This window comes from Kitasatospora sp. CM 4170 (assembly GCF_032110285.1).
Taxonomy (GTDB): Bacteria; Actinomycetota; Actinomycetes; order Streptomycetales; family Streptomycetaceae; genus Kitasatospora; species Kitasatospora aburaviensis.
The window spans coordinates 3,948,449-3,969,015 of the sequence record NZ_CP134877.1; the positions used below are offsets into that span (position 1 = coordinate 3,948,449).

At 74.8% G+C, this 20,567-nt stretch carries 14 protein-coding genes and 1 pseudogene; 6 read left to right on the forward strand and 9 right to left on the reverse strand.

All coding sequences use genetic code 11. The annotated features are described in order from the left end of the window. Positions 1-12 precede the first annotated feature (12 nt). Positions 13-2,355: a DUF5682 family protein gene (locus RMN57_RS16470; protein WP_313764143.1), complete on the reverse strand. Its 2,343-nt coding sequence runs from the start codon at positions 2,353-2,355 to the stop codon at positions 13-15. 45 nt (positions 2,356-2,400) lie between these two features. Beyond that, positions 2,401-3,483, reverse strand: coding sequence for an AAA family ATPase (locus RMN57_RS16475; RefSeq protein WP_313764144.1), 1,083 nt, complete (start codon positions 3,481-3,483; stop codon positions 2,401-2,403). Between the two features lie 175 nt (positions 3,484-3,658). On the opposite strand from RMN57_RS16475, the gene RMN57_RS16480 reads away from it, so the two are divergent. After that, positions 3,659-4,966 (forward strand): SWIM zinc finger family protein, encoded by a 1,308-nt coding sequence (locus tag RMN57_RS16480; protein WP_313764145.1) that lies wholly within the window; start codon positions 3,659-3,661, stop codon positions 4,964-4,966. Between the two features lie 76 nt (positions 4,967-5,042). Beyond that, positions 5,043-6,683 (forward strand): DUF5691 domain-containing protein, encoded by a 1,641-nt coding sequence (locus RMN57_RS16485; RefSeq protein ID WP_313764146.1) that lies wholly within the window; start codon positions 5,043-5,045, stop codon positions 6,681-6,683. A 108-nt stretch (positions 6,684-6,791) separates the two neighbouring features. Here the strand turns inward: RMN57_RS16485 and RMN57_RS16490 are convergent, their stop codons facing one another. Then, positions 6,792-7,199, reverse strand: a complete 408-nt coding sequence (locus RMN57_RS16490) for a cobalamin B12-binding domain-containing protein (protein ID WP_148644434.1) — start codon at positions 7,197-7,199, stop codon at positions 6,792-6,794. Positions 7,200-7,536: 337 nt separating this feature from the next. Here RMN57_RS16490 and RMN57_RS16495 point away from each other — a divergent pair, with 337 nt between their 5' ends. Continuing rightward, positions 7,537-8,364: a peptidoglycan DD-metalloendopeptidase family protein gene (locus RMN57_RS16495; RefSeq protein ID WP_313764147.1), complete on the forward strand. Its 828-nt coding sequence runs from the start codon at positions 7,537-7,539 to the stop codon at positions 8,362-8,364. A 344-nt stretch (positions 8,365-8,708) separates the two neighbouring features. Continuing rightward, a complete protein-coding gene (locus RMN57_RS16500; RefSeq protein WP_313767715.1) occupies positions 8,709-10,283 on the forward strand; it encodes an IS1182 family transposase in 1,575 nt (524 codons plus the stop codon). Between the two features lie 60 nt (positions 10,284-10,343). On the opposite strand, the gene pcrA is transcribed toward RMN57_RS16500, so the two are convergent. From pcrA to RMN57_RS16515, 3 genes are all read right to left on the reverse strand, one after another. Beyond that, positions 10,344-12,971, reverse strand: coding sequence for a DNA helicase PcrA (gene pcrA / locus RMN57_RS16505; RefSeq protein WP_313764148.1), 2,628 nt, complete (start codon positions 12,969-12,971; stop codon positions 10,344-10,346). Between the two features lie 106 nt (positions 12,972-13,077). Further along, positions 13,078-13,755, reverse strand: a complete 678-nt coding sequence (locus RMN57_RS16510; RefSeq protein ID WP_238862947.1) for a response regulator transcription factor — start codon at positions 13,753-13,755, stop codon at positions 13,078-13,080. Continuing rightward, a complete protein-coding gene (locus tag RMN57_RS16515; RefSeq protein WP_380234366.1) occupies positions 13,748-15,214 on the reverse strand; it encodes a PspC domain-containing protein in 1,467 nt (488 codons plus the stop codon). The genes RMN57_RS16510 and RMN57_RS16515 overlap by 8 nt, the downstream gene beginning before the upstream one ends. Before the next feature lie 133 nt (positions 15,215-15,347). Between RMN57_RS16515 and RMN57_RS16520 the strand changes: the two genes are divergently transcribed. Together RMN57_RS16520 and RMN57_RS16525 are read left to right on the forward strand one after the other, a co-directional pair. Next, the gene (locus RMN57_RS16520) at positions 15,348-16,802 is read left to right on the forward strand and encodes a PspC domain-containing protein (RefSeq protein WP_313764149.1); all 1,455 of its coding nucleotides are present in this window, start codon (positions 15,348-15,350) and stop codon (positions 16,800-16,802) included. Next, on the forward strand, positions 16,799-17,023 hold the full coding sequence (locus RMN57_RS16525) for a hypothetical protein (RefSeq protein ID WP_313764150.1): 225 nt from the start codon (positions 16,799-16,801) through the stop codon (positions 17,021-17,023). The genes RMN57_RS16520 and RMN57_RS16525 overlap by 4 nt, the downstream gene beginning before the upstream one ends. Positions 17,024-17,084: 61 nt before the next feature. Here the strand turns inward: RMN57_RS16525 and RMN57_RS16530 are convergent, their stop codons facing one another. The 3 genes and pseudogenes from RMN57_RS16530 to guaA all read right to left on the reverse strand — a co-directional run bounded on the left by RMN57_RS16530 (position 17,085) and on the right by guaA (position 19,895). After that, positions 17,085-17,531 carry a Rieske (2Fe-2S) protein gene (locus tag RMN57_RS16530; protein WP_313767853.1) on the reverse strand — a complete coding sequence of 149 codons (447 nt, stop codon included), beginning with the start codon at positions 17,529-17,531 and terminating at the stop codon, positions 17,085-17,087. Between the two features lie 42 nt (positions 17,532-17,573). After that, positions 17,574-18,104, reverse strand: a pseudogene (locus RMN57_RS16535) (DoxX family membrane protein); the annotation flags it as partial. 195 nt (positions 18,105-18,299) lie between these two features. Then, on the reverse strand, positions 18,300-19,895 hold the full coding sequence (guaA, locus tag RMN57_RS16540; RefSeq protein ID WP_313764151.1) for a glutamine-hydrolyzing GMP synthase: 1,596 nt from the start codon (positions 19,893-19,895) through the stop codon (positions 18,300-18,302). Positions 19,896-20,567: the final 672 nt, after the last annotated feature.

Genomic DNA, 20,567 nt, shown 5'->3' on the forward strand with positions numbered 1-20,567 from the left:
CCGGGTGCGGCGTCAGGTGTCGCGGCCGGAGGCCTGCCGGGGGATCCGCACCGAACCGCCGGGATGGGGCGTGGGGCCGGGCAGGCCGAGCAGCAGCGCGACCACGGGCACGGCCGCGTCGGCGCGGGGCCGGTCGAGCGCGGGGCCGGGCTCGCCGGCCTCGGCCGGCTCACCGTCGAGCGGGCCGGCGGCGACCCGGCTGCCGACGGTGTTCCGCACGCCCGCCTCCAGCCCGGCGAAGGTGCGGCGCAGCAGCGGCAGCACGTCGGTGAAGACCTCGGCCGGGACGGCCGTCAGCCAGGCGTCCAGCAGGCCCAGCAGCCGGGGGTCGTGCAGCAGCAGCGCGCCGCCGCCGGTGAGGAAGCCCTCCACCCAGCCGGCCGCGTCCGCCGGGGCGCTGGCCGCCGACAGGACCAGGCCCATCCGGCGGCCGGCCTCGGCGGAGTCCAGCCGGCCGTCGTCCAGCAGCAGCCGGACGGCGCGGCCGCGCAGCAGGCCGGGGACGCCGTCGGCCGGGCCGCCGGTCGGCTCCCGCCGGGCGAGCGAGCCCAGCGTGCCGGCCCAGCGGTCGGCCAGGCCGTCCGCGCCGTCCGCGTCCAGCAGGCCGACCGCGCCGTGCACCTCGTCGAGGTGGCCGCGCATCGCCGCCGCGCCGTCGGCGTCCAGGCCGGTGCAGGCCGGCGGCAGGCCGACGCAGATCCGGTCGGCGAGGCCGGTCGCGACCTCGCCGAGCGCGCCGCCGTCGGTGCCGCGGACGTCGCCGTAGCGCAGGGCCCGGACCAGCGCGGGCAGGGCGCCCGCGAGGCGGGCGACGTCGGTGTCCAGCGCGGCGCAGTCGGCCAGCACCCGCATCACGGCGGGCAGTGCGCCGGGCAGGCCGGCCAGCAGGCAGGTCTCCACCAGAGCGGTCAGCTCGGCCAGCTCCACCGCGGCCCGCGCGGCGCCGACGGCCTTGCCGGCGGCGGCGTCCTCGACCGTGGTGCCCCACTGCGCGGCCTCGACGATCCGGACCGCGAACTCGGGCTGCCAGCAGAGCCGCCAGCTCTCCCGGAAGGTGCCAGTGGAGTTCACCGCGGACCGCGCGGGCACGCCCCAGTCGATGCCGAGCAGCCGCAACCGGTGCAGCAGCCGGGAGCGCGCCGCGTCGTTCTCCTTGCGCAGGTCCAGGTCGAGCTCGCGCGGCTCGGCCTCCGGCTTCAGCCGCAGCGAGCGCTGCAGCCGGGCGAGGTCGCGCTGGAGCGGCACCGCCGGTACGCCGTCCGGGACCTCGCCGAGCGCGTCGCCGATCACCAGGCGGTCGCGGACCAGCTCCAGTGCGACGTCGGAGCCGTCGCACATCACCGACCGGACGGCGTCCAGCGTCTCGGTCAGGCCGGCCAGCGGGCGGCCGCGCATCACCGCCAGCGTCCGGGCCAGCCGGACCGCCTCGATGACGTGGGCGGAGGAGACCGGGTGGTCCTCGGCGCGGAGCAGTTCGGCCGCCCTGGTCAGCCACTTGGGCAGCGGGTCCCCGGGCTCGGCGAACAGGTGGTGGTACCAGCCCGGCGAGACGATCCCGGCGCCGTAGCCGCTGAGCTGGGAGAGCCGGCGGTGCGTCCAGGGCACCCAGGTGATGTCGGTGCGCACCTTCTTCGGCAGGCCGGCCAGCAGCGCCCGGTCGTGGGCGACGGTCGGCAGCACGGCCAGCGCGGGCACGTGGAACGCGCCGCAGACCACCGCGATCCGCCGGTGCCCGGCCCGCTTGGCGGCGCGGATCTGCTGACGCATGTACGCCTCCCGCAGATCGTCGCGGCGTGCCGCGCTGCCGGCCACCCCCGCCTCGCGCAGCGCCGTCATCGCCTCGGCCACGGCGGCGAACGGGGCGAGCGGGTCGGCGCCGGGGGCGCGGTGCTCGATCACGTCCTCCCACCAGCGCTCCGGGTCGTCGTGGCCGGCCGCCTCGGCGAGCAGGGCGATCGGGTCCCCCGGCCGGTCCCCGTCGGCGTCGTCCGCGGCGGCGTCGTCCTCCGCCGTGGCGTCCCCCGCCGGGTCCGGGGCGAGTCCGTACGCCGCCGGCAGGTCGATGAAGCGCACCGGGACCTCGGCGTCCAGGCCGTACCGGATCGCCACCCACTCCGGGGAGAACTCGGCGTACGGCCAGAACGCGGCCCGGGCCGGGTCGTCCACGGCGTGGGCGAGCAGCGCGACCGGCGGCACCATGTCCTTCCCGGCCGCCAGTGCGACGATCGGATCGGCCTCCGGCGGGCCCTCGATCAGCACCGCGTCCGGCCGCAGCGACTCCAGCGCGGCGGCCACCGCGCGGGCCGAACCGGGACCGTGGTGCCGTACGCCCAACAGCGTCACCTCAGCGCTCACGCGCCCTCCTCCCTCCAGGAACTCGAACCTCGGACCGTCGCCACGTCAGCGGGCGTTCTCCCGGGCGGCGCGGTAGAAGTCCTTCCAGCCGTCCCGCTCGCGCACCACGCCCTCGACGTACTCGCGCCACACCACCTGGTCGGCGACCGGGTCCCGGACGACCGCGCCGATCACGCCGGCCGCGACGTCGCCGGCCCGCAGCACGCCGTCGCCGAAGTGGGCGGCCAGCGCCAGCCCGTTGGTCACCACCGAGATCGCCTCGGCCGTGGACAGCGTGCCGCTCGGCGTCTTCACCTTCGTCCGGCCGTCCGCGGTGATCCCCGCCCGCAGCTCCCGGAAGACGGTGACCACGCGCCTGATCTCCGCGGCGCCGCCGGGCAGTTCGGGCAGCTGCAGCGAGCGGCCGAGCTGCTCGACCCGGCGCGTGACGATGTCCACCTCCTCCTCCAGTGAGGCGGGCAGCGGCAGCACCACGGTGTTGAACCGGCGGCGCAGCGCGCTGGAGAGCTCGTTCACCCCGCGGTCGCGGTCGTTGGCGGTGGCGATCAGGTTGAACCCGCGGACCGCCTGGGTCTCGGACCCCAACTCCGGTACCGGGAGCGTCTTCTCGGACAGGATCGTGATCAGGCTGTCCTGCACGTCGGCCGGGATGCGGGTTAGCTCCTCGACCCGGGCGATCTTGCCGTCGGCCATCGCCCGCATCAGCGGCGACGGCACCAGGGCCTCCCGGCTGGGCCCGTTGGTGAGCAGCTGGGCGTAGTTCCACCCGTAGCGGACGGCCTCCTCGGGGGTGCCGGCGGTGCCCTGCACCAACAGGGTGGAGTCGCCGCTGATCGCCGCGGCCAGGTGCTCCGACACCCAGGTCTTCGCCGTCCCCGGCACGCCGAGCAGCAGCAGTGCGCGGTCGGTCGCCAGCGTGGTCACGGCGACCTCGACGACCCGCCGCGGCCCGATGTACTTGGGCGTGATCACGGTGCCGTCGGCCAGCTCGCCGCCCAGCAGGTACCGGGCGACGGCCCAGGGCGACAGCTTCCAGCGCTCGGGGCGCGGACGGTCGTCCTGAGCGGCCAGCGCGGCCAGTTCGGCCGCGAAGGCGTCCTCGGCGTGCTGCCGCAGAACGTCGGTCATGGGGCTCCTTCGGGTCGGCCGCCGGACACACCTGTGGCAGGCGGCGGGGTGATCGGGGGGAGCCAGGTCGGCGTCCCGGCCTGCAGGAACCACCCTGCACCGGCCCACTGACAATCCTGACCGGACCTCAGTTCGACGGCCCGGACTGTCAGTCCCCCCGCCTACCGTCGTCGGCATGGAGGAACGCTGGAGCACCGAACACGTCCTGTCCCTCGCGCCCGACGCCGCGTCGCAGAAGGCCGCGGGCAAGCTCTCCTCGCCCGCACCCTGGTCGGCCGCAGGCACCGACGGCAGCGCCCTCTGGGGGGAGTGCAAGGGCAGCGGCCGGACGCCGTACCGCACGGTCGTCGAACTCGCCACGCCCGCCTACACCTGCACCTGTCCGAGCCGGAAGTTCCCGTGCAAGCACGCGCTCGGGCTGCTGCTGCTCTGGAGCGGCAGCCCCGAGGCCGTCCCGGCCGCCGAGCCCGCCGACTGGGCATCGGAGTGGCTCGCCCAGCGCCGCGACCGCGCCGAACAGCGGGCGGCCCGGGCCGAGGCCCCGGCCGACCCGGCCGCCGCGCGCCGCCGTGCCGAGCGGCGCTCGGCCCGGGTCGCCGCCGGGGCGGCCGAGCTCCGGCTGCGCCTGGCCGACCGGATCCGCCACGGCCTGGCCGACCAGTCCACCGCCGGCCCGTGGGAGGAGGTCGCCGCCCGCATGGTCGACGCCCAGGCCCCGGGCCTGGCCACCCGGGTCCGCGAACTCGACACCGCACCCCAGCACCGCCTCCTGGAGGAGTACGCCATGCTCCACCTGCTCGCCACCGCCGCCACCCGCGTCGACGAGCTGCCCGACCCGCTCGCGGCGACCGTCCGCGCCCGGGTCGGCTACACCACCGACGCCTCCGAACTCCTGGCCGGCCCGACCGTCCGCGACCGCTGGCACGTGCTCGGCAGCCGGGACACCGCGGACGACCGGCTCACCACCCGCCGGGTCTGGCTCCGCGGCGCCAAGACCGGCCGGCCAGCCCTCCTGCTCGCCTTCGGCCGCCCCGGCCAGGCCCCCGACCTCGCCCTCCCCACCGGCCACCTGCTGGAGGCCGAGCTGGCCTTCCACCCCGGGGCCCGCCCGCTGCGCGCCGCGCTCGGCACCCGCTACGGCGCGCCCGAGCCCGGCCCGGCCGTCGAGCCGACCGGCCTCACCGTCGCCGAGGCCGTCGCCGGCTACGGCACCGCCGTCGCCGACGACCCCTGGCTCGACACCTGGCCCACCGTGCTGACCGGTGTCGTCCCGGTGCTCAGCCCCGAGGGCTGGCACCTCACCGACGGCCACCACACCCTGCCGGTCCACCGCGCCGCCGTCCCCGAGTCCGCGCTCTGGCGGCTCGCGGCGGTCTCCACCGGGCGCCCCCTCACCGTCTTCGGCGAGCACGGCCACCGGGGCTTCTCCCCCGTCACCGCCTGGGGCCCGGACCGGCGCCCGATCGGCCTCTCCACCCCCTGACCCCCGGGCGCGAAGCCGCGCCCGACGGCGGTCGCCCCAGCCGCCCGCCGTCCCACCTCACCGCTCAGGAGCCCGCATGCCCGACCCCTGGGAGTCCCTCCACACCACCGCCCTGCTCGGCACCGACCGCCGCCCGCTCCCCGCCGCCGACCCGGCCGTCCCCGCCACCGGGGCGGTCGACCGCAGCGACCCCGCCACGGCCCTGCTCGAACTGGCCGCCCTGGAGACCGTCCGCCGCCGCGCCGGCGCGCTCCCCTGCGCCGCCACCGCGGCGATCGCCCCACCCGCTCCGGCGGACGGGCGGCCCGAGCTTCCGGCGCCCGCCGCGCGGCGTCTCTCGCTGCTGCTGGGCACCAGGCCCGGCGGCGGCAGCGCCGTCCTCGCCAACGTCGCAGAGCTGCTCCCCCAGTGGCTCGGCACGGCCCGCGCCCGGGGGTTCCGCCCGCCCGCCGCGCTCGTCCCGAGCCTGCTGGACGCCGCCCGCGCCCGTAGCGAACTGCGCTCCGACGCGGTCGTCCTGGCCGGTCCGCTCGGCCGCTGGCTGGCCGAGCGGAACCCCGACTGGCGGTTCGTCCTGCGCACCACCGGCGAGGTCCCGACGACCGGCGAGGCCCCGGCCGCCGGCGGGGCCCCCACGCCCGACGCCCCCGCGCCCCGCGCCGCCGACGGCGACCACCACCTCTGGCACGAGGGCCTGTTCGCCGAGCGGGTCACCCACCTGACCGTGCTGCGCCGCACCGACCCGGCCGCCGGCCTCGCGCTGCTGCAGAGCACCTGGCCGACCGAGCGCGCCGAGGACCGACTGCTCTTCCTGGACGCCCTGCAGGAGGGGCTCTCCGCCGCCGACGAACCCTTCCTGGAGGCCGCGCTCGGCGACCGCAGCAAGAACGTCCGCGCCACCGCCGCCGAGCTGCTCTCGACCCTGCCCGGCTCCGCCCTCGCCCGGCGGATGGCCGAGCGGGCCCGCGCCGCCGTCCGGCTCTCCGACCGCGGCACCCACCTGCTCGTCACCCCGCCCGCCGAGTGCGACGCGGCCATGCAGCGTGACGGCATAGCGCCCAAGTCGCCCACCGGGCGCGGCGAACGGGCCTGGTGGTTCGGCGAGGTGATCGCCGCCTCGCCGCTGTCCGGCTGGTCCGGGGCCACCGGACTGACGCCCGATCAGCTGCTCGCGCTGCGGGTCGGCGACAGCCTGGACGAGACCGACGGCAGCTGGTCCGACGACCTGCGCGAGGCGTGGGCGCGGGCCGCCGTCCGCCAGCAGGACGCCGGCTGGGCCCGGGCGCTGCTCGGCCCCGCACCCGCCCCGGCCCCGGAGCAGCGACGGGCCCGCGCGCCCCGGCCGACCGGCGCCCCGGCCAAGCTGCTCGCGGTGCTGCCGGCCGAGGAGCGGGCCGCCTGGACGGCCGCCTTCATCGAGGTGCACGGCCTCGGCGAGGCCTTCCAACTGCTCGGCGCCTGCGCGACACCGTGGACGCCGCCGCTCTCCACCGCGGTGGTCGCGGCCCTCGCCCGGGCGGCCGCCTCCGGCGCCTATCCGTGGAGCCACAGCGGGGTGCTGGGGATGACCGAGCGCGCGCTCGCCCCCGAGACCGCCGCCGCCGTCGAGGAGCTGGCGGCGGAGAGCACCCCGGCGACGGCCTGGGCCGAGACCTTCGCCCGGCTGGCCGGCACCCTGCGCTTCCGCGAGGCCATGCTCGCCGAGCTCGCCGCCTGACCGTTCTGACCGTTCGGCCCGCCGCTCGGCCCGCCGCCGGAAAACGTCCGGGCCGGTCCGGGGTGAACACCCCGCACCGGCCCGGCGAGCACCTGTGGGACGGTCGGCTCAGCCCGCCGCGCGCAGGTTCGCCTCGACCCACGCCACCACGTCCCGGGTCGGCGTCCCGGGGGTGAAGATGTCCGCGACGCCCATCGCCTTGAGCTCGACGATGTCCTCGTCCGGGATGATGCCGCCGCAGAAGACCTTGATGTCCTCCGCCTCGCGCTCCTTCAGCAGCTCCAGGACGCGCGCGCAGAGCGTCATGTGCGCACCGGAGAGGACCGACAGGCCGATGCCGTCCGCGTCCTCCTGGATCGCGGTGTCGACGATCTGCTCGGGCGTCTGGTGCAGGCCGGTGTAGATGACCTCCATACCGGCGTCGCGCAGAGCGCGCGCGATCACCTTGGCGCCGCGGTCGTGACCGTCGAGCCCGGGCTTGGCGACCACCACACGGATCGGGCCTGACACACCCATCACTGCCTCCTGGACCTCGTCGTCCACCACCCCACCGGGCCTCGTGGGCCACGGGCGCGGTTAACCAGCAATAACCAACCTGAGGGGAGGTTAGCGCCACCCGGCCACCCTGGCCGCGCCGCCCCTCAATTGGAGGGGAAAATCACAGCGGCCGCCCCGCGACCCGCCCACCACCTGCCGGTATACCCCGCGGAATCCGCGCCCAGCCCGCCCACGACCTGCCAACTCACCTCTTGACATCCGGACTTTTGTCCGGATGTCGGCGTTGCGGCTACAGTCTCGGCAGTTTTCCCTCGCCCGATGACGTGCCCGAGGCCCACCGAGGAGGCAGCCCCCGATGGCTCCCGATGCAGCCGCCCGCCCGACCCGTGCGGAGATGCGGATGGCCGCCCGTGAGCAGTCGCGCGCCCAGCGCCGCGACGCCGCCAAGGCCGCCACCCGTACCGCGCTGCTGCGCGTCGCGCTGCCCTCGGTGGCCGCGCTCGGAGTGGCCGCGGCGGCCGCCGTGACCGTCCAGGGGGACGCCGACCAGCGGCGCGCCCAGGCGGCCGGCCTGGTGCCCGACCAGGTCACCCCCGCCACCGCCGCCGACAGCGCGCCGGCCCGGGACGCCGCCCAGCAGGCCCTCGCCGGGAACGACGCCCCGCAGGCCTCCCGCGCCGACGCCCGCGAGCCGCTCGCCGGGGCCCAGCCCGCCGGCGCGGCCGACCCCGGGGGCACCGACCCGGCCGGGGCCGGGGCCGTCGAGGCGCCGCAGCAGCAGCGCCCGGCCGTCTCGCTCCCGGTGGCCCAGCACGGGCTGGGCGAGATGTTCGGCGCCGCCGGCACGCACTGGGCGAAGCGGCACACCGGCATCGACTTCCCGGTGGACGGCGGCACCCCCGTCATGGCCGTCACCGACGGCACGATCCGCACGCAGTGGAACCCGTCGTACGGCTACATGACGATACTGAAGATGGCCGACGGGACCGAGGCCTGGTACTGCCACCTGCGCTCGTACAAGATCCGCAAGGGGACGGTGAAGGCCGGCGACGTCATCGCCTTCGTCGGCAGCAGCGGCAACAGCACCGGCCCGCACCTGCACTTCGAGATCCGCCCGGCGAGCGGCACCGGCCCGGTCGACCCGCTGCCCTGGTTCCTCGCCCAGGGCGTCGACCCGCGCTGATCCTCCGCCGCGGTGGGGCCGGTCCCGCGGACCGGCCCACCGGGACGCCCCCAAGGGCCTCTCGTTCGGATCTTGTCGGATGAGCGCGCGGCTCCCCCAGCCTTCGGCCGGGAGGTGCCCCCATGCGTGCGTGCATCGGCGGTGCGGAGGAGGGAGTCCATGCGGTGGGGGTACCTCCCGGCCGGAGGCTGGGGGCCATCGGCGACCGACGACAAGCCGTCGAGGTGCGTGCTCCGGCGTCGCGCGCCCGGCAAGATCCGAACGAGAGGCCCTAGAAGTCTGATGAAGATGTTGGGTTCTGGCCCCACCGTCCGTGTGGTGGGGCCAGACTCGTCTCTGTGGCGATGGGGGAATGGGCCGGGGAGCTGGTCGGGCCGGATGTGTGGGAGACCTGCCGGGAGTTGATCCCGGCGGGGAGTGTCTTCGCGTTCCTGGCCGAGCACCGGGAGGCGCTGTTCCCGGGTTCGATGTTCGCGGACATGTACCCGTCTCGGAACGGACGGCCGAGCATGCCGCCGCAGGTCCTGGCGGCGACCGTGGTCCTGCAGAGCCTGCACGGGTTGTCGGACTTCGAGACGGTCCAACAGCTGCGGTGTGACCTGCGGTGGAAGGCCGCGTGCGGGCTCGGCCTGTACGACACCGCGTTCGACCCGTCGCTGCTGGCCTACTTCCGCCGCCGGCTGCAGCGCTCGCCGGATCCGAACCGGTTGTTCACCAGGGTCAGGCAGGTAGTGGCGGCGACCGGCGTCCTCAAGGGCAGGCAGCGGCGGGCGCTGGACTCCACCGTGCTGGACGACGCGGTGGCCACCCAGGACACCGTCACCCAGCTGATCGCCGCGATCCGCCGGGTGATCCGGGACGTCCCCGACGCCGGGCGGACCGCCGCCACCTGGTGCACCGCCCACGATTACACCGACCCGGGCAAGCCCCGCATCGCCTGGAACGACGAGCGGGCCCGCGCCGACCTGGTCGACGCCCTGGTCACCGATGCCCTCAACCTGCTCGGCCGCCTGCCCGAACGCCAGCTGGACGAGAAGGCCGCCAACGCGGTCGGGCTGCTGGCCCTGGTCGCCGGTCAGGACGTGGAGGTCGCCGACGGCTCCGACGGTCGCGACGGCCGTTGGCGGATCGCCCGTGGCACCGCTCACGACCGCATCGTGTCCACCGTCGACCCCGAGGCCCGGCACATCCACAAGACCCGCACCCGCCACCAGGAGGGCTTCCGCGCCCACGCCGCGTTCGAGCCCGAGACCGGCCTGCTCACCGAAGTCGAGCTCACCGCCGGCACCGGAGCGCAGAACCACGAGGCCGCCGTCGCCCAGGACCTGCTCGCCGACGAGAGCGAGACGCTGACCATCCTCGGCGACACCGCCTACGGCACCGGCGACCTGCGCGAAGCCCTCGAAACCGACGGCCACACCCCGGTCGTCAAGCCACCGCCGCAGCGGCCCGCCGTCCCCGGCGGCTTCACCAGTGACGACTTCCACGTCGACACCCGGGCCGCCACCGTCACCTGCCCGGCCGGCCACACCAAGGCCCTCGGCCGCCCTGACGCGGCCGGCGCCCGCACCGCCCAGTTCAAGAAGCTCTGCACCCACTGCCCCCTGCGCGAGCGGTGCACCCGTTCCAAGACCGGCCGCGCCCTCCAGGTCCACGCCCACTACGACCGTTTGAAAGCCGCCCGCGACCAAGCCTCCGACCCCACCTGGCAGGCCGAATACCGCCGCTGGCGGCCACCGGTGGAACGCGCCATCGCATGGCTCACCGCCCGGGGCAACCGCCGCGTCCCCTACCGAGGCGTCCTGAAGAACAACACCTGGCTCCACAACCGCGCCGCCGCCCTCAACCTCCGCCGCCTCATCAACCTCGGACTCACCCGCACCGGCCACACCTGGACCATCGCCCCCGCAACCACATAGCGCTGGAGGGGCTGTCCCAGACAGGACAACCCCTCCAACAGCAAGATCTTCATCAGGCTTCTAGAGCTTCTCGACCGGCGCGTACCGCAGCAGCAGCTGCTTGCGCCCCTCCGTCCCGAAGTCCACCGTGGCCTGCGCCTTGTCGCCGACGCCGGTGGTGGCCACCACCGTGCCCAGGCCGAAGGTGTCGTGGGTGACGCGGTCCCCGACCGCCAGCCCCACGACCTCGCGTTCGACCGCCGCACCGGAGCGCCGCGCCGACTGGCCCCAGCCCGCCTTCGGCGAGGCCGCCGCCGAACCGCGCGCCGTCCCCCGTGCGGAGCCGCCGCCCGAGCCGCCCGACCGACCGCCCCAGGACGATCCCGAGGAGTAGCCGCGCGAGGCCGGCGCCGAGGCCGCCCCGGTCCGCTTCCACTCCACCAGCGAGTCCGGGATCTCCTCCAGGAACCGCGACGCCGGGTTGTAGGCGGGCTGCCCCCAGGCACTGCGCAGCACCGAGCGGGTCAGGTAGAGCCGCTCCCGCGCCCGGGTGAGCCCGACGTACGCGAGCCGGCGCTCCTCCTCCAGCTCCTTGACCTGGTTGAGCGCCCGCATGTGCGGGAAGATCCCGTCCTCCATGCCGGTCAGGAAGACCACCGGGAACTCCAGGCCCTTGGCGGTGTGCAGGGTCATCATCGTGATGACGCCCTGCCCCTCCTCGTCCTCGTCCGGGATCTGGTCGGAGTCGGCGACGAGCGCGACCCGCTCCAGGAAGTCGGCCAGCGAGCCGACCGGCGGCGTGCCCTCCTCGCCGGCGTCGGGCCGCTCGCCCGGGTCCTGCTCGTACTCCAGGGCGACCGAGGCGAGCTCCTGGAGGTTCTCCACCCGGGTCTCGTCCTGCGGGTCGGTCGAGGCCTGCAGCTCGGCGAGGTAGCCGGTCTCCTCCAGCACGGCCTCCAGCACCGCGGCCGGCCCGGCGCCCGACTCGACGACCTGCCGCAGCCCGGCCATCAGCTGGTTGAACTTCTTCACCGCGTTGGCCGAGCGCGCGGCCATGCCGTACGCCTCGTCGACCCGCACCAGCGCCTGGGCGAAGGAGATCCGCTCCCGCGAGGCCAGCGCGTCGATCATCGCCTCGGCCCGCTCGCCGATGCCGCGCTTGGGCACGTTGAGGATCCGGCGCAGCGGCACGGTGTCCTCCGGGTTGGAGAGCACCCGCAGGTACGCCAGGACGTCCCGGACCTCCTTGCGCTCGTAGAAGCGCACCCCGCCGACCACCTTGTACGGCAGGCCGACCCGGATGAACACCTCCTCGAACACCCGGGACTGGGCGTTGGTCCGGTAGAAGATCGCGACGTCGCCGGGCTTGGCCTCGTCCTTGTCGGTGAGCCGGTCGATCTCGTCGGCGATGAACTGGGCCTCGCCGTGCTCGTCGTCCGCGACGTAGCCGACGACCTTCTCGCCGTGCTCGCCGGCCGTCCAGAGCTTCTTCTCGCGCCGGTTGGCGTTGCGCTCGATGACGGCGTTGGCGGCGCTCAGGATGGTCTGCGTGGAGCGGTAGTTCTGCTCCAGCAGGATGGTCGTCGCGTTGGGGTAGTCCTCCTCGAACTGGAGGATGTTGCGGATCGTCGCGCCGCGGAAGGCGTAGATCGACTGGTCCGCGTCACCGACCACGCAGAGCTCGGCGGGCGGCACCTCGGCCAGCCGGCCGGCCGCCGGGTTCACGTAGTCGCCGTCGGCGGTGCGCTTCGGGGCGTCCGCGACCGCGCCGCCGCTCAGCTCGCGCACCAGCGTGTACTGGGCGTGGTTGGTGTCCTGGTACTCGTCGACCAGGATGTGCCGGAACCGGCGCCGGTAGTGCTCGGCGACGTCGGGGAAGGCCTGCAGCAGGTTCACCGTCGTCATGATGATGTCGTCGAAGTCGAGCGCGTTGGCCTCGCGCAGCCGCCGCTGGTAGAGGAAGTACGCCTCGGCGAGCTTCTTCTCCGTGGGGTTGGCGGCCTGGTCGGCGTAGGTCTCCTCGTCGATCAGCTCGTTCTTGAGGTTGCTGATCTTCGCGGTGAAGGACTTCGGCGGGAACTGCTTCGGGTCCAGGTCGAGGTCCCGGCAGACCAGCGACATCAGCCGCTGCGAGTCCGCCGAGTCGTAGATCGAGAACGACGAGGTGAAGCCGAGCAGCTTGGACTCGCGGCGCAGGATCCGCACGCAGGCGCTGTGGAAGGTGGAGACCCACATCGCGCGGGCGCGCGGGCCGACCAGCTGCTCGACGCGCTCGCGCATCTCGCCGGCGGCCTTGTTGGTGAAGGTGATGGCCAGGATCTCGCCCGGCTGCACCCCGCGCGCGCCCAGCAGGTGGGCGATCCGGTGCGTCAGCACGCGCGTCTTGCCGGAGCCGGCGCCGGCCACGATGAGCAGCGGCGAGCCCGCGTGCAGCACCGCCTCGCGCTGCGGGTCGTTCATGCCCTCCAGCAGCTGCGCCGGGTCCACCACGGTCCGGGCGGCGCCGTTGCGGTACCAGGCGTCCCGCTCGGCCTCGGCGGCGTGGTCGGTCTGGAAGAGGCCCTCCGGGATCGACTCCTCGTACGCCTCGTACGGGAGGTCGTCCTCGTACGGCGGCGGCTCCTCGTCGATGGGCGCGGGCTGCTGCTTCGACCCGGCGGCGGGGGCCTCGAAGCCGGGGAGCGGGAGGTCGTCAAAGAGGCTACTCATGGCACATCGAGTCTATGGCCCCGCACCGACAAGCCCGCCCGGCCCTGATGGACCGGGCGGGCGGGGCAGGCGGGCGGGGGCGGCGGCCCGGCCCCGCGGCCCGGGCTCAGACCAGGCGGCGGGCGGTGGCCCAGCGGGTCAGCTCGTGCCGGTTGCTCAGCTGGAGCTTGCGCAGCACCGCCGAGACGTGGCTCTCCACCGTCTTCACCGAGATGAACAGCTGCTTGGCGATCTCCTTGTACGCGTAGCCGCGGGCGATCAGCCGCAGCACCTCGCGCTCGCGCTGGGTCAGCCGGTCGAGGTCCTCGTCCACCGGCGGGGTGTCGGTGGCGGCGAAGGCGTCGAGCACGAAGCCGGCCAGCCGGGGCGAGAACACCGCGTCGCCGTCGGCGATCCGGAAGATCGCGTCCACCAGGTCGGTGCCGGTGATGGTCTTGGTGACGTAGCCGCGGGCGCCACCGCGGATCACGCCGATCACGTCCTCCGCCGCGTCGGACACCGAGAGCGCGAGGAACTTCACCCCGCCCGGCTCCCCCATCAGCCCGGCCGAGCGGCGCAGCACCTCGACACCGCCGCCGCCGGGCAGGTGGACGTCGAGCAGCACCACGTCCGGCCTGGTCTCGGCGACCACCCGGACCGCGGACTCGACGTCGTCGGCCTCGCCGACCACGTCGATGCCGGTCGCCTCGGTGCGCCCGATCTCGGCCCGGACCCCCGTCCGGAACATCCGGTGGTCGTCGACCAGCACGACCCGCGCGGTCCTGTCCGGCGCTGCCTCAGTCATTCGCTCTCTCCATCTCCAGCTCGACCTCGGTCCCGCCGTCCGGCGCGGGCCGCACCCGTGCGGTGCCGCCGTTGCGCTTCATCCGGCCGAGGATCGACTCCCGTACTCCCATCCGGTCCTCGGGCACCGAGTCGGGGTCGAAGCCGGGTCCGTGGTCGCGGACGAACACCATCACGGTCCTCCCCTCGACCTCGGCGTAGACCTGGACCGGTCCCCCGCCACCGTACTTGGCCGCGTTGACCGTCGCCTCCCTCGCGGCCTGCATCTGGGCCGCGACCCGCTCGTCCATCGGGCAGTCGCCGACGATCACCAGCTCGACCGGGACGCCGTGGCGGTCCTCGACCTCGGCGACCACCGCGCGCAGGCTCTCCGCCATGGTGTCCGGCGCGGCCTCGGCGGCGGCCTCCGGCCGGTACAGCCAGAGCCGCAGCTCGCGCTCCTGGGCCCGGGCGAGCCGCAGCACCTCCTTGGGGTCCTCGGCCCGGCGCTGGATCAGGGTCAGCGTGTGCAGCACGGAGTCGTGGACGTGCGCGGCGATCTCGGCCCGTTCCTGGGCGCGGATGCGGGCGGTGCGCTCGGCGCCGAGGTCCTGCCACATCCGCAGCGCGTACGGGCCGACCAGCACCAGCACGCCGGCCAGCACCGCGAGCGCGGCCTCGATCACCGAACCGATGGTGGATCCGCTGCCCTGCAGGGCGAGGAAGGCGATGGTGCCGACCACCACCAGCAGCACGCCGGCGCCGACCCGGGTGTAGGCGCCGCGGCGCTTCTCGCCCTCCTCCAGACCGAACCAGCGCTGCCAGCGCGAGTCGTCGGCCTGCCGCCAGACCAGCGCGACGCCGACGCCGATGGCCAGCAGCGGCCAGGTGTACGGCCGGGCGGTCTGCACGCCGAGCGCGCTCAGCAGGGCGATCAGGCCGATCACCACCATGACCAGCGCGGCGAGCTGCCCGAGGCCGCCCTGGCGCGGCGCGGCCGCCCGGACCTGCGCGGGCTCGGCGCCCGGCACGGTGGCGGGCTCGCCCTGCAGGGCGTGCTGCAGCAGCTCCCGCAGCCGGCCGATCCGGCCGCGCCGGCTCTTGCTCAGCTCCGTACCGGGCCCGCCGGAGGCCTGCCAGGAGCCGGCCGGCACGAAGGCCCCGTTGACGTACACCCAGTGCGCGCCGCGCTGCGCGGGCTCGCCGATGCCGATCGGCACCACGAACCAGAACGCCGCGTACAGCAGGGCGCCGATCCCCTGCGCGAAGAAGAGCAGGACGAAGGCGACCCGGACCCAGGCGACCGGGAGCCCCAGGTGCACCGCGAGACCGTGCGCGACCCCGCCGAGCATGCGGCCCTGCGGGCTGCGGTAGAGCCGCCGGTAGGGCGGCCGGCCCTCGCCGGGCACGGTCGGATCGCCGCCCGGCGACGGCGCGGCGTCGGGGACGAGCGGACGGGGGTCGGTACCGGGGGCTGCCACGCCACCGATCGTTCCACGCGGGCGGGTGCGGACGCATCAGGGTCGGTCCCTACCCCCTCTCAGGGACAAGTCAGGGTACGGGCAGGGCCGCGAGCGGTTGGGCGGGCGTCCGGGAGCCACCAGGATGGTGGGCATGACCGAGGACCACCGCATCCAGGAGGCCGGGCCGAGCGCCCCGCCGGCGCCGGACCGCCCCCCGCTGACCCGGACCGAGCACCACCGCGTGGTCGCCGGCGTCTGCGGCGGCCTGGGCCGGCATCTGGACATCGACCCGGTGGTCTTCCGCGTGGTGACGGTGGTCCTCTGCCTCTCCGGCGGCCTCGGCCTCTTCCTGTACGGACTGGCCTGGCTGGTGGTCCCGACCGAGCCGGTCCCGGACGGCAAGGGCGGCAGCCGGGCGGGCCGCACCGAGCTCCAGCGGGTGCTCACCGGGCGGGTGGACGGCCAGTCGGTCGGCGCGGTGCTGCTGACGGTGATCGGCACCGGCGTCTTCTTCTCGTCGATGGGCGACGGCGACCAGTTCTTCCCGCTGCTGCTGCTCGCCGCGCTGGTCTTCCTGGCCGTCCGCTACGACCCGGAGCGCCGCCGCGGCGGCCGGGTGCGCGGGCGCCGGCGCGGCCGGGAGCACCGGCACGGCCCGTACGACCGGCTCTTCCCGGAGGCGGAGCCGACGGCCCCGGCCGCCACCTGGCCGCGTACGGCCGAGGACGAGGAGATCCGCGAGCGGCACGCCCGGGAGCGGGCCGCCGGGACGGTGCCGGTCGACACCCCGCACGCCGGCCCGACCGGCTACCTGTGGGATCCGCGCCACCCCGAGCGCAACCCGTACGGCGACGCCGGCGCGACCCCGTCGCCCGGGGGCGCGGCCCAGCCGTGGTGGCAGCGGGCCGACCTGCCGCAGGGCGACCCGCTGCGCAAGAGCGGCCCGGCCGCTCCGCCCCCGCCACCGCCGCGGGTCGTGGTGCACCGGCGCCGGCACGAGCACTCGCCGCTCTCCGTCATCGGGCTGCTGCTGGCGGCCGGTGCGGCCACCGCGGTCTGGTCGGCCTCCTCCCGGGGGCACAGCGTCACCGTGGTGAGCGCCGCCGGGCTGGCGACGGCGCTGCTGGTGATCGGGCTGACGCTGCTGGTCGGCGCGAAGTTCGGCCGGGCCCGCAAGCTGGTCGTGCCCGGGCTGCTGCTGACGCTGGCGCTCACCTTCGTCGGCCACTCGCCGACGTCGATGCAGAACGCGGCCGGCGAGCGCAGCTGGACGGTCACCTCGGCCGCCGAGCTGGAGGAGCGCTACGGCCTCGGCGCCGGTGAGATGAGGCTCGACCTCGGCCGGCTGGACCCGGCGGGAGCCACCCTGGCGACCACCGTGGAGCTCGGCGCCGGGCAGCTGACCGTCACCGTGCCCCGGGACGTGACGGTGAACCTGACGGCCCGGGTGCTGCTCGGCGACGTCAAGGCCCCCGGGGAGCCGGTCAGCCGGGAGAACGTCACGCGCCAGTACCAGTACCACCCGTTGAACGGTCAGACATCCAAGGGCACGCTCGACCTGAAGCTGACGGTCGGGCTCGGCGACATCAAGGTGGTCCAGTCGTGAGGAAGCACCAGCTCGATCTCTTCTCGCTGATCGCGGGCGGGCTGTTCACCGTGATCGCGGTGCTGTACCTGGTGGCCGCGCTCAACCACCAGTCGGTGAACGGCCGGATCGTCCTCCCGGTGACCTTCATCGTGCTGGGCGTCGGCGGGCTGGTCGGAGCGGTCGCGGCGATGGCGAGGCGCAGCCGCCCGGAGGAGCCGGAGCAGGACGACACGTTCTGAGCACGGGAAGGCGGAGGCGGGTCGCCGTACGGCGACCCGCCTCCGCCTTCGGGCGAGCAGCTCAGCTCTGCAGCGGCCCGAGGTTCAACCTGTCCCCGTCCTTGGTGACGCCGTACTTCGGCAGCGGCTTGGTGGCCGGGCCGTTGACCACCGCACCGGTGGCGGCGTCGAACCGGGACCCGTGGCAGGGGCAGTACATCTGGCCGTTCTTCGGCGCGTCGACGGCGCAGCCGGAGTGCGTGCAGACCGAGGAGAAGGCGCAGTACTGCCCCGCCTTGGGCTGCACGATGTAGACGGCGTCGCCGGTGGCCGGGTCCTTGACCTGGGCCGAGCCGCCGACCGGGACGCTCGCGGCGGCCACCGAGGCGGGCGGTCCGGAAGGGCCGGTGGGGGCCGGGGCGGCGGACTGCCCGGGCTTGGCGTTCTTGTCCCGCCCGAAGGTGTTGGTCAGCGAGCCGGTGAGCAGCCCGGCGCCGCCGATCGCGACGGCCGCGATGCCGCCGTCCATCACGGCCCGGCGCTGGACGTGGCCCTCGGCCAGCCCGCGCTCGCGGTCCCGGGTAGCGCGGTTGGCCAGGTAGCCGTCCAGCGAGAGGTACGGGGTGCCGGCCAGCAGCAGCGGGGTCCAGGCCATCAGGTAGACGAGGTCGTTGCCGAGGTAGTACGGCGAGACGTTCCAGCTCACCGTCATCCAGAGGCTCAGGTTGATCAGTGCGCCGCCGAGGGCCGCCACCCGTCCCCAGAGGCCGAGCAGGGTGCCGAGGCCGACCGCCAGCTCGCCGAAGGCGATGGCCAGCGCGAACAGGGTGGGCGCGTCCAGCGCGAGGCCGAGCAGGAAGGAGATCGGGCTGGTGCCCTTCGCGGCCTGGGTCTGCGAGACGAAGGAGGCCGGGTCGCCCGCGCCGGCCAGGTAGTGGGCGTCCGAGAGCTTGTCCAGGGACGCGTAGACGAAGGTGACCCCGAGGAAGATCCGCAGCGGCAGCAGCGCGTACTTCGAGGCCGCCGCCTTCCGCCGGGCCGCTCGCTCGGCCCTGCCGCCCGCGTCCGCGACGGTCGCCCCGGCGCCGCTGGCCTCCGACATTCCCCACACCTTCCTTCGCGGCCCGCCAACGTCTGACAGGTCCGGTCCGCATTCTGCACGGTTGTGAGCACTTTCGGTGGGAGGGCCCACCCGGTGGGCTCCCCTTCCACCCGCGAACGGCCGCGCCGCCGCTCCCTTGTATACGGGAACGACGGCGCGGCCGTTCAATGCCGGTTCAGAACCGGTCAGGAGTGATCACTCCCACTCGATGGTGCCCGGCGGCTTGCTGGTGCAGTCCAGCACCACGCGGTTGACGTCGCGGACCTCGTTGGTGATCCGGGTGGAGATCTTCGCCAGCACCTCGTACGGCAGGCGCGACCAGTCGGCCGTCATGGCGTCCTCGGAGGAGACCGGGCGCAGCACGATCGGGTGGCCGTAGGTGCGGCCGTCGCCCTGGACGCCGACGCTGCGGACGTCCGCCAGCAGGACGACCGGGCACTGCCAGATCTCGCGGTCCAGGCCGGCGGCGGTCAGCTCCTCGCGGGCGATCGCGTCGGCCTCGCGCAGCAGGTCCAGGCGCTCCTTGGTGACCTCGCCGACGATCCGGATGCCCAGACCCGGGCCCGGGAACGGCTGGCGCTGGACGATCTCCTCCGGCAGGCCGAGCTCCTGGCCGACCATCCGGACCTCGTCCTTGAACAGCTTGCGCAGCGGCTCGACCAGCTGGAACTGCAGGTCCTCGGGCAGGCCGCCGACGTTGTGGTGGGACTTGATGTTGGCGGTGCCGGTGCCGCCGCCGGACTCCACCACGTCCGGGTACAGGGTGCCCTGGACCAGGAACTCGACCGACTCGCCGTGCTCGCCGGCCTCGGCCACGATCTCGGCCTGCGCCTGCTCGAAGACCCGGATGAACTCCCGGCCGATGATCTTGCGCTTCTCCTCCGGGTCGCTGACGCCCTTCAGCGCGTCCAGGAAGCGCTCCTGCGCGTCGACGACCTTCAGCTGGACGCCGGTGGCCGCGACGAAGTCCTTCTCGACCTGCTCGGTCTCGCCCTTGCGCATCAGACCGTGGTCGACGTAGACGCAGGTGAGCTTCTCCCCGATGGCCTTGTTGACCAGGGCGGCCGCGACGGCCGAGTCCACACCGCCGGAGAGGCCGCAGATGGCGCGCTTGTCGCCGACCTGGGCGCGGATCAGCGCGACCTGCTCCTCGACCACGTTGCCGGTGGTCCAGGTCGGCGCGATGCCGGCGCCGCGGTAGAGGAAGTGCTCCAGGATCTGCTGGCCGTGGTCGGAGTGCAGCACCTCGGGGTGGTACTGGACGCCGTAGAGACGCGCCTCGTCGTTCTCGAAGGCCGCGACCGGCACCAGGTCGGTGGAGGCGGTGACGGTGAAGCCCTCCGGGGCGGCGGAGCAGGCGTCGCCGTGCGACATCCACACCGAGTGCTGCGCCGGGACGCCCTCGAACAGGGTGGAACCGGTGCGGGAGACGGCCAGCGGGGTGCGGCCGTACTCGCGGGCGCCGGTGTTGTCGACGGTGCCGCCGAGGGTGATGGCCATCAGCTGGAAGCCGTAGCACATGCCGAAGACCGGGACGCCGGCCTCGAAGATCGCGCGGTCGAGCCGCGGCGCGCCCTCCTCGTACACCGAGGACGGGCCGCCGGAGAGGATGATCGCCTTGGGGTTCTTGGCGAGCATCTCGGCGACCGGCATGCTGCTCGGCACGATCTCGCTGTAGACCCGGGCCTCACGCACCCGTCGGGCGATGAGCTGGGCGTACTGGGCACCGAAGTCGACGACCAGGACGGTGTCGGTCTCGGGTGCGGACTGGTCGGGAATAGCAGAGGACACGGACGGCCTTCCGGCAGCGGTATCTAGCGTGTCGCACGCTTGGCGCCCCCGGCTGGGGCGGCGGCGACGGGCGGGGGTCTCACCCCGAGTCTACCGGGCTGGCCGGTTTCACTCGTCTGCCCGTCCAAGAGACCGTGACCGCGCGGGCCGCCGGTTCGTTGCTTCAGACGACCGTGCCACCGCGCCGCGCCCGCCAGGCGCGCCGCCTCCGCCCCGGCCGGGGCACCGCCGCACGGGCTTGCAGGACCACGCGTGGAGCTCATCCCAGTCCACCGGCGCACGTGGTGCCGCCGCCGTCCCGGCCCCGCCGGGAGCGGGGGCGCCGTGGGACCGTGCGCGGGTGCAGCGGCCGGCCAGCAGGGGACAGCGACCCCGGCCGCGACTGGACCAAGGAGGTGGGGCGGTCGGCCCCCGGGGACGCCCGGAGGCCGGCCGCCGCACCCCGGCGCGACCCAGGCGCACACCGTTCACCGTCCCGCGCCGCTACGCGCGTCCTCGTGCGCTCCGGCGCCACCACTACGCACCGTGATCATCCAACCCACCCTGCCCGGCTGTCACAGAGCGCCTCCGCGTGGCTGCGGCCGGGCCGGAGCGGAGCGGCCGGGCCGAAAATGGACTGTGCCGAATCATGCCGAATCGGTTGCAGACCAAGCCCTTCGTCCAGCACGATGC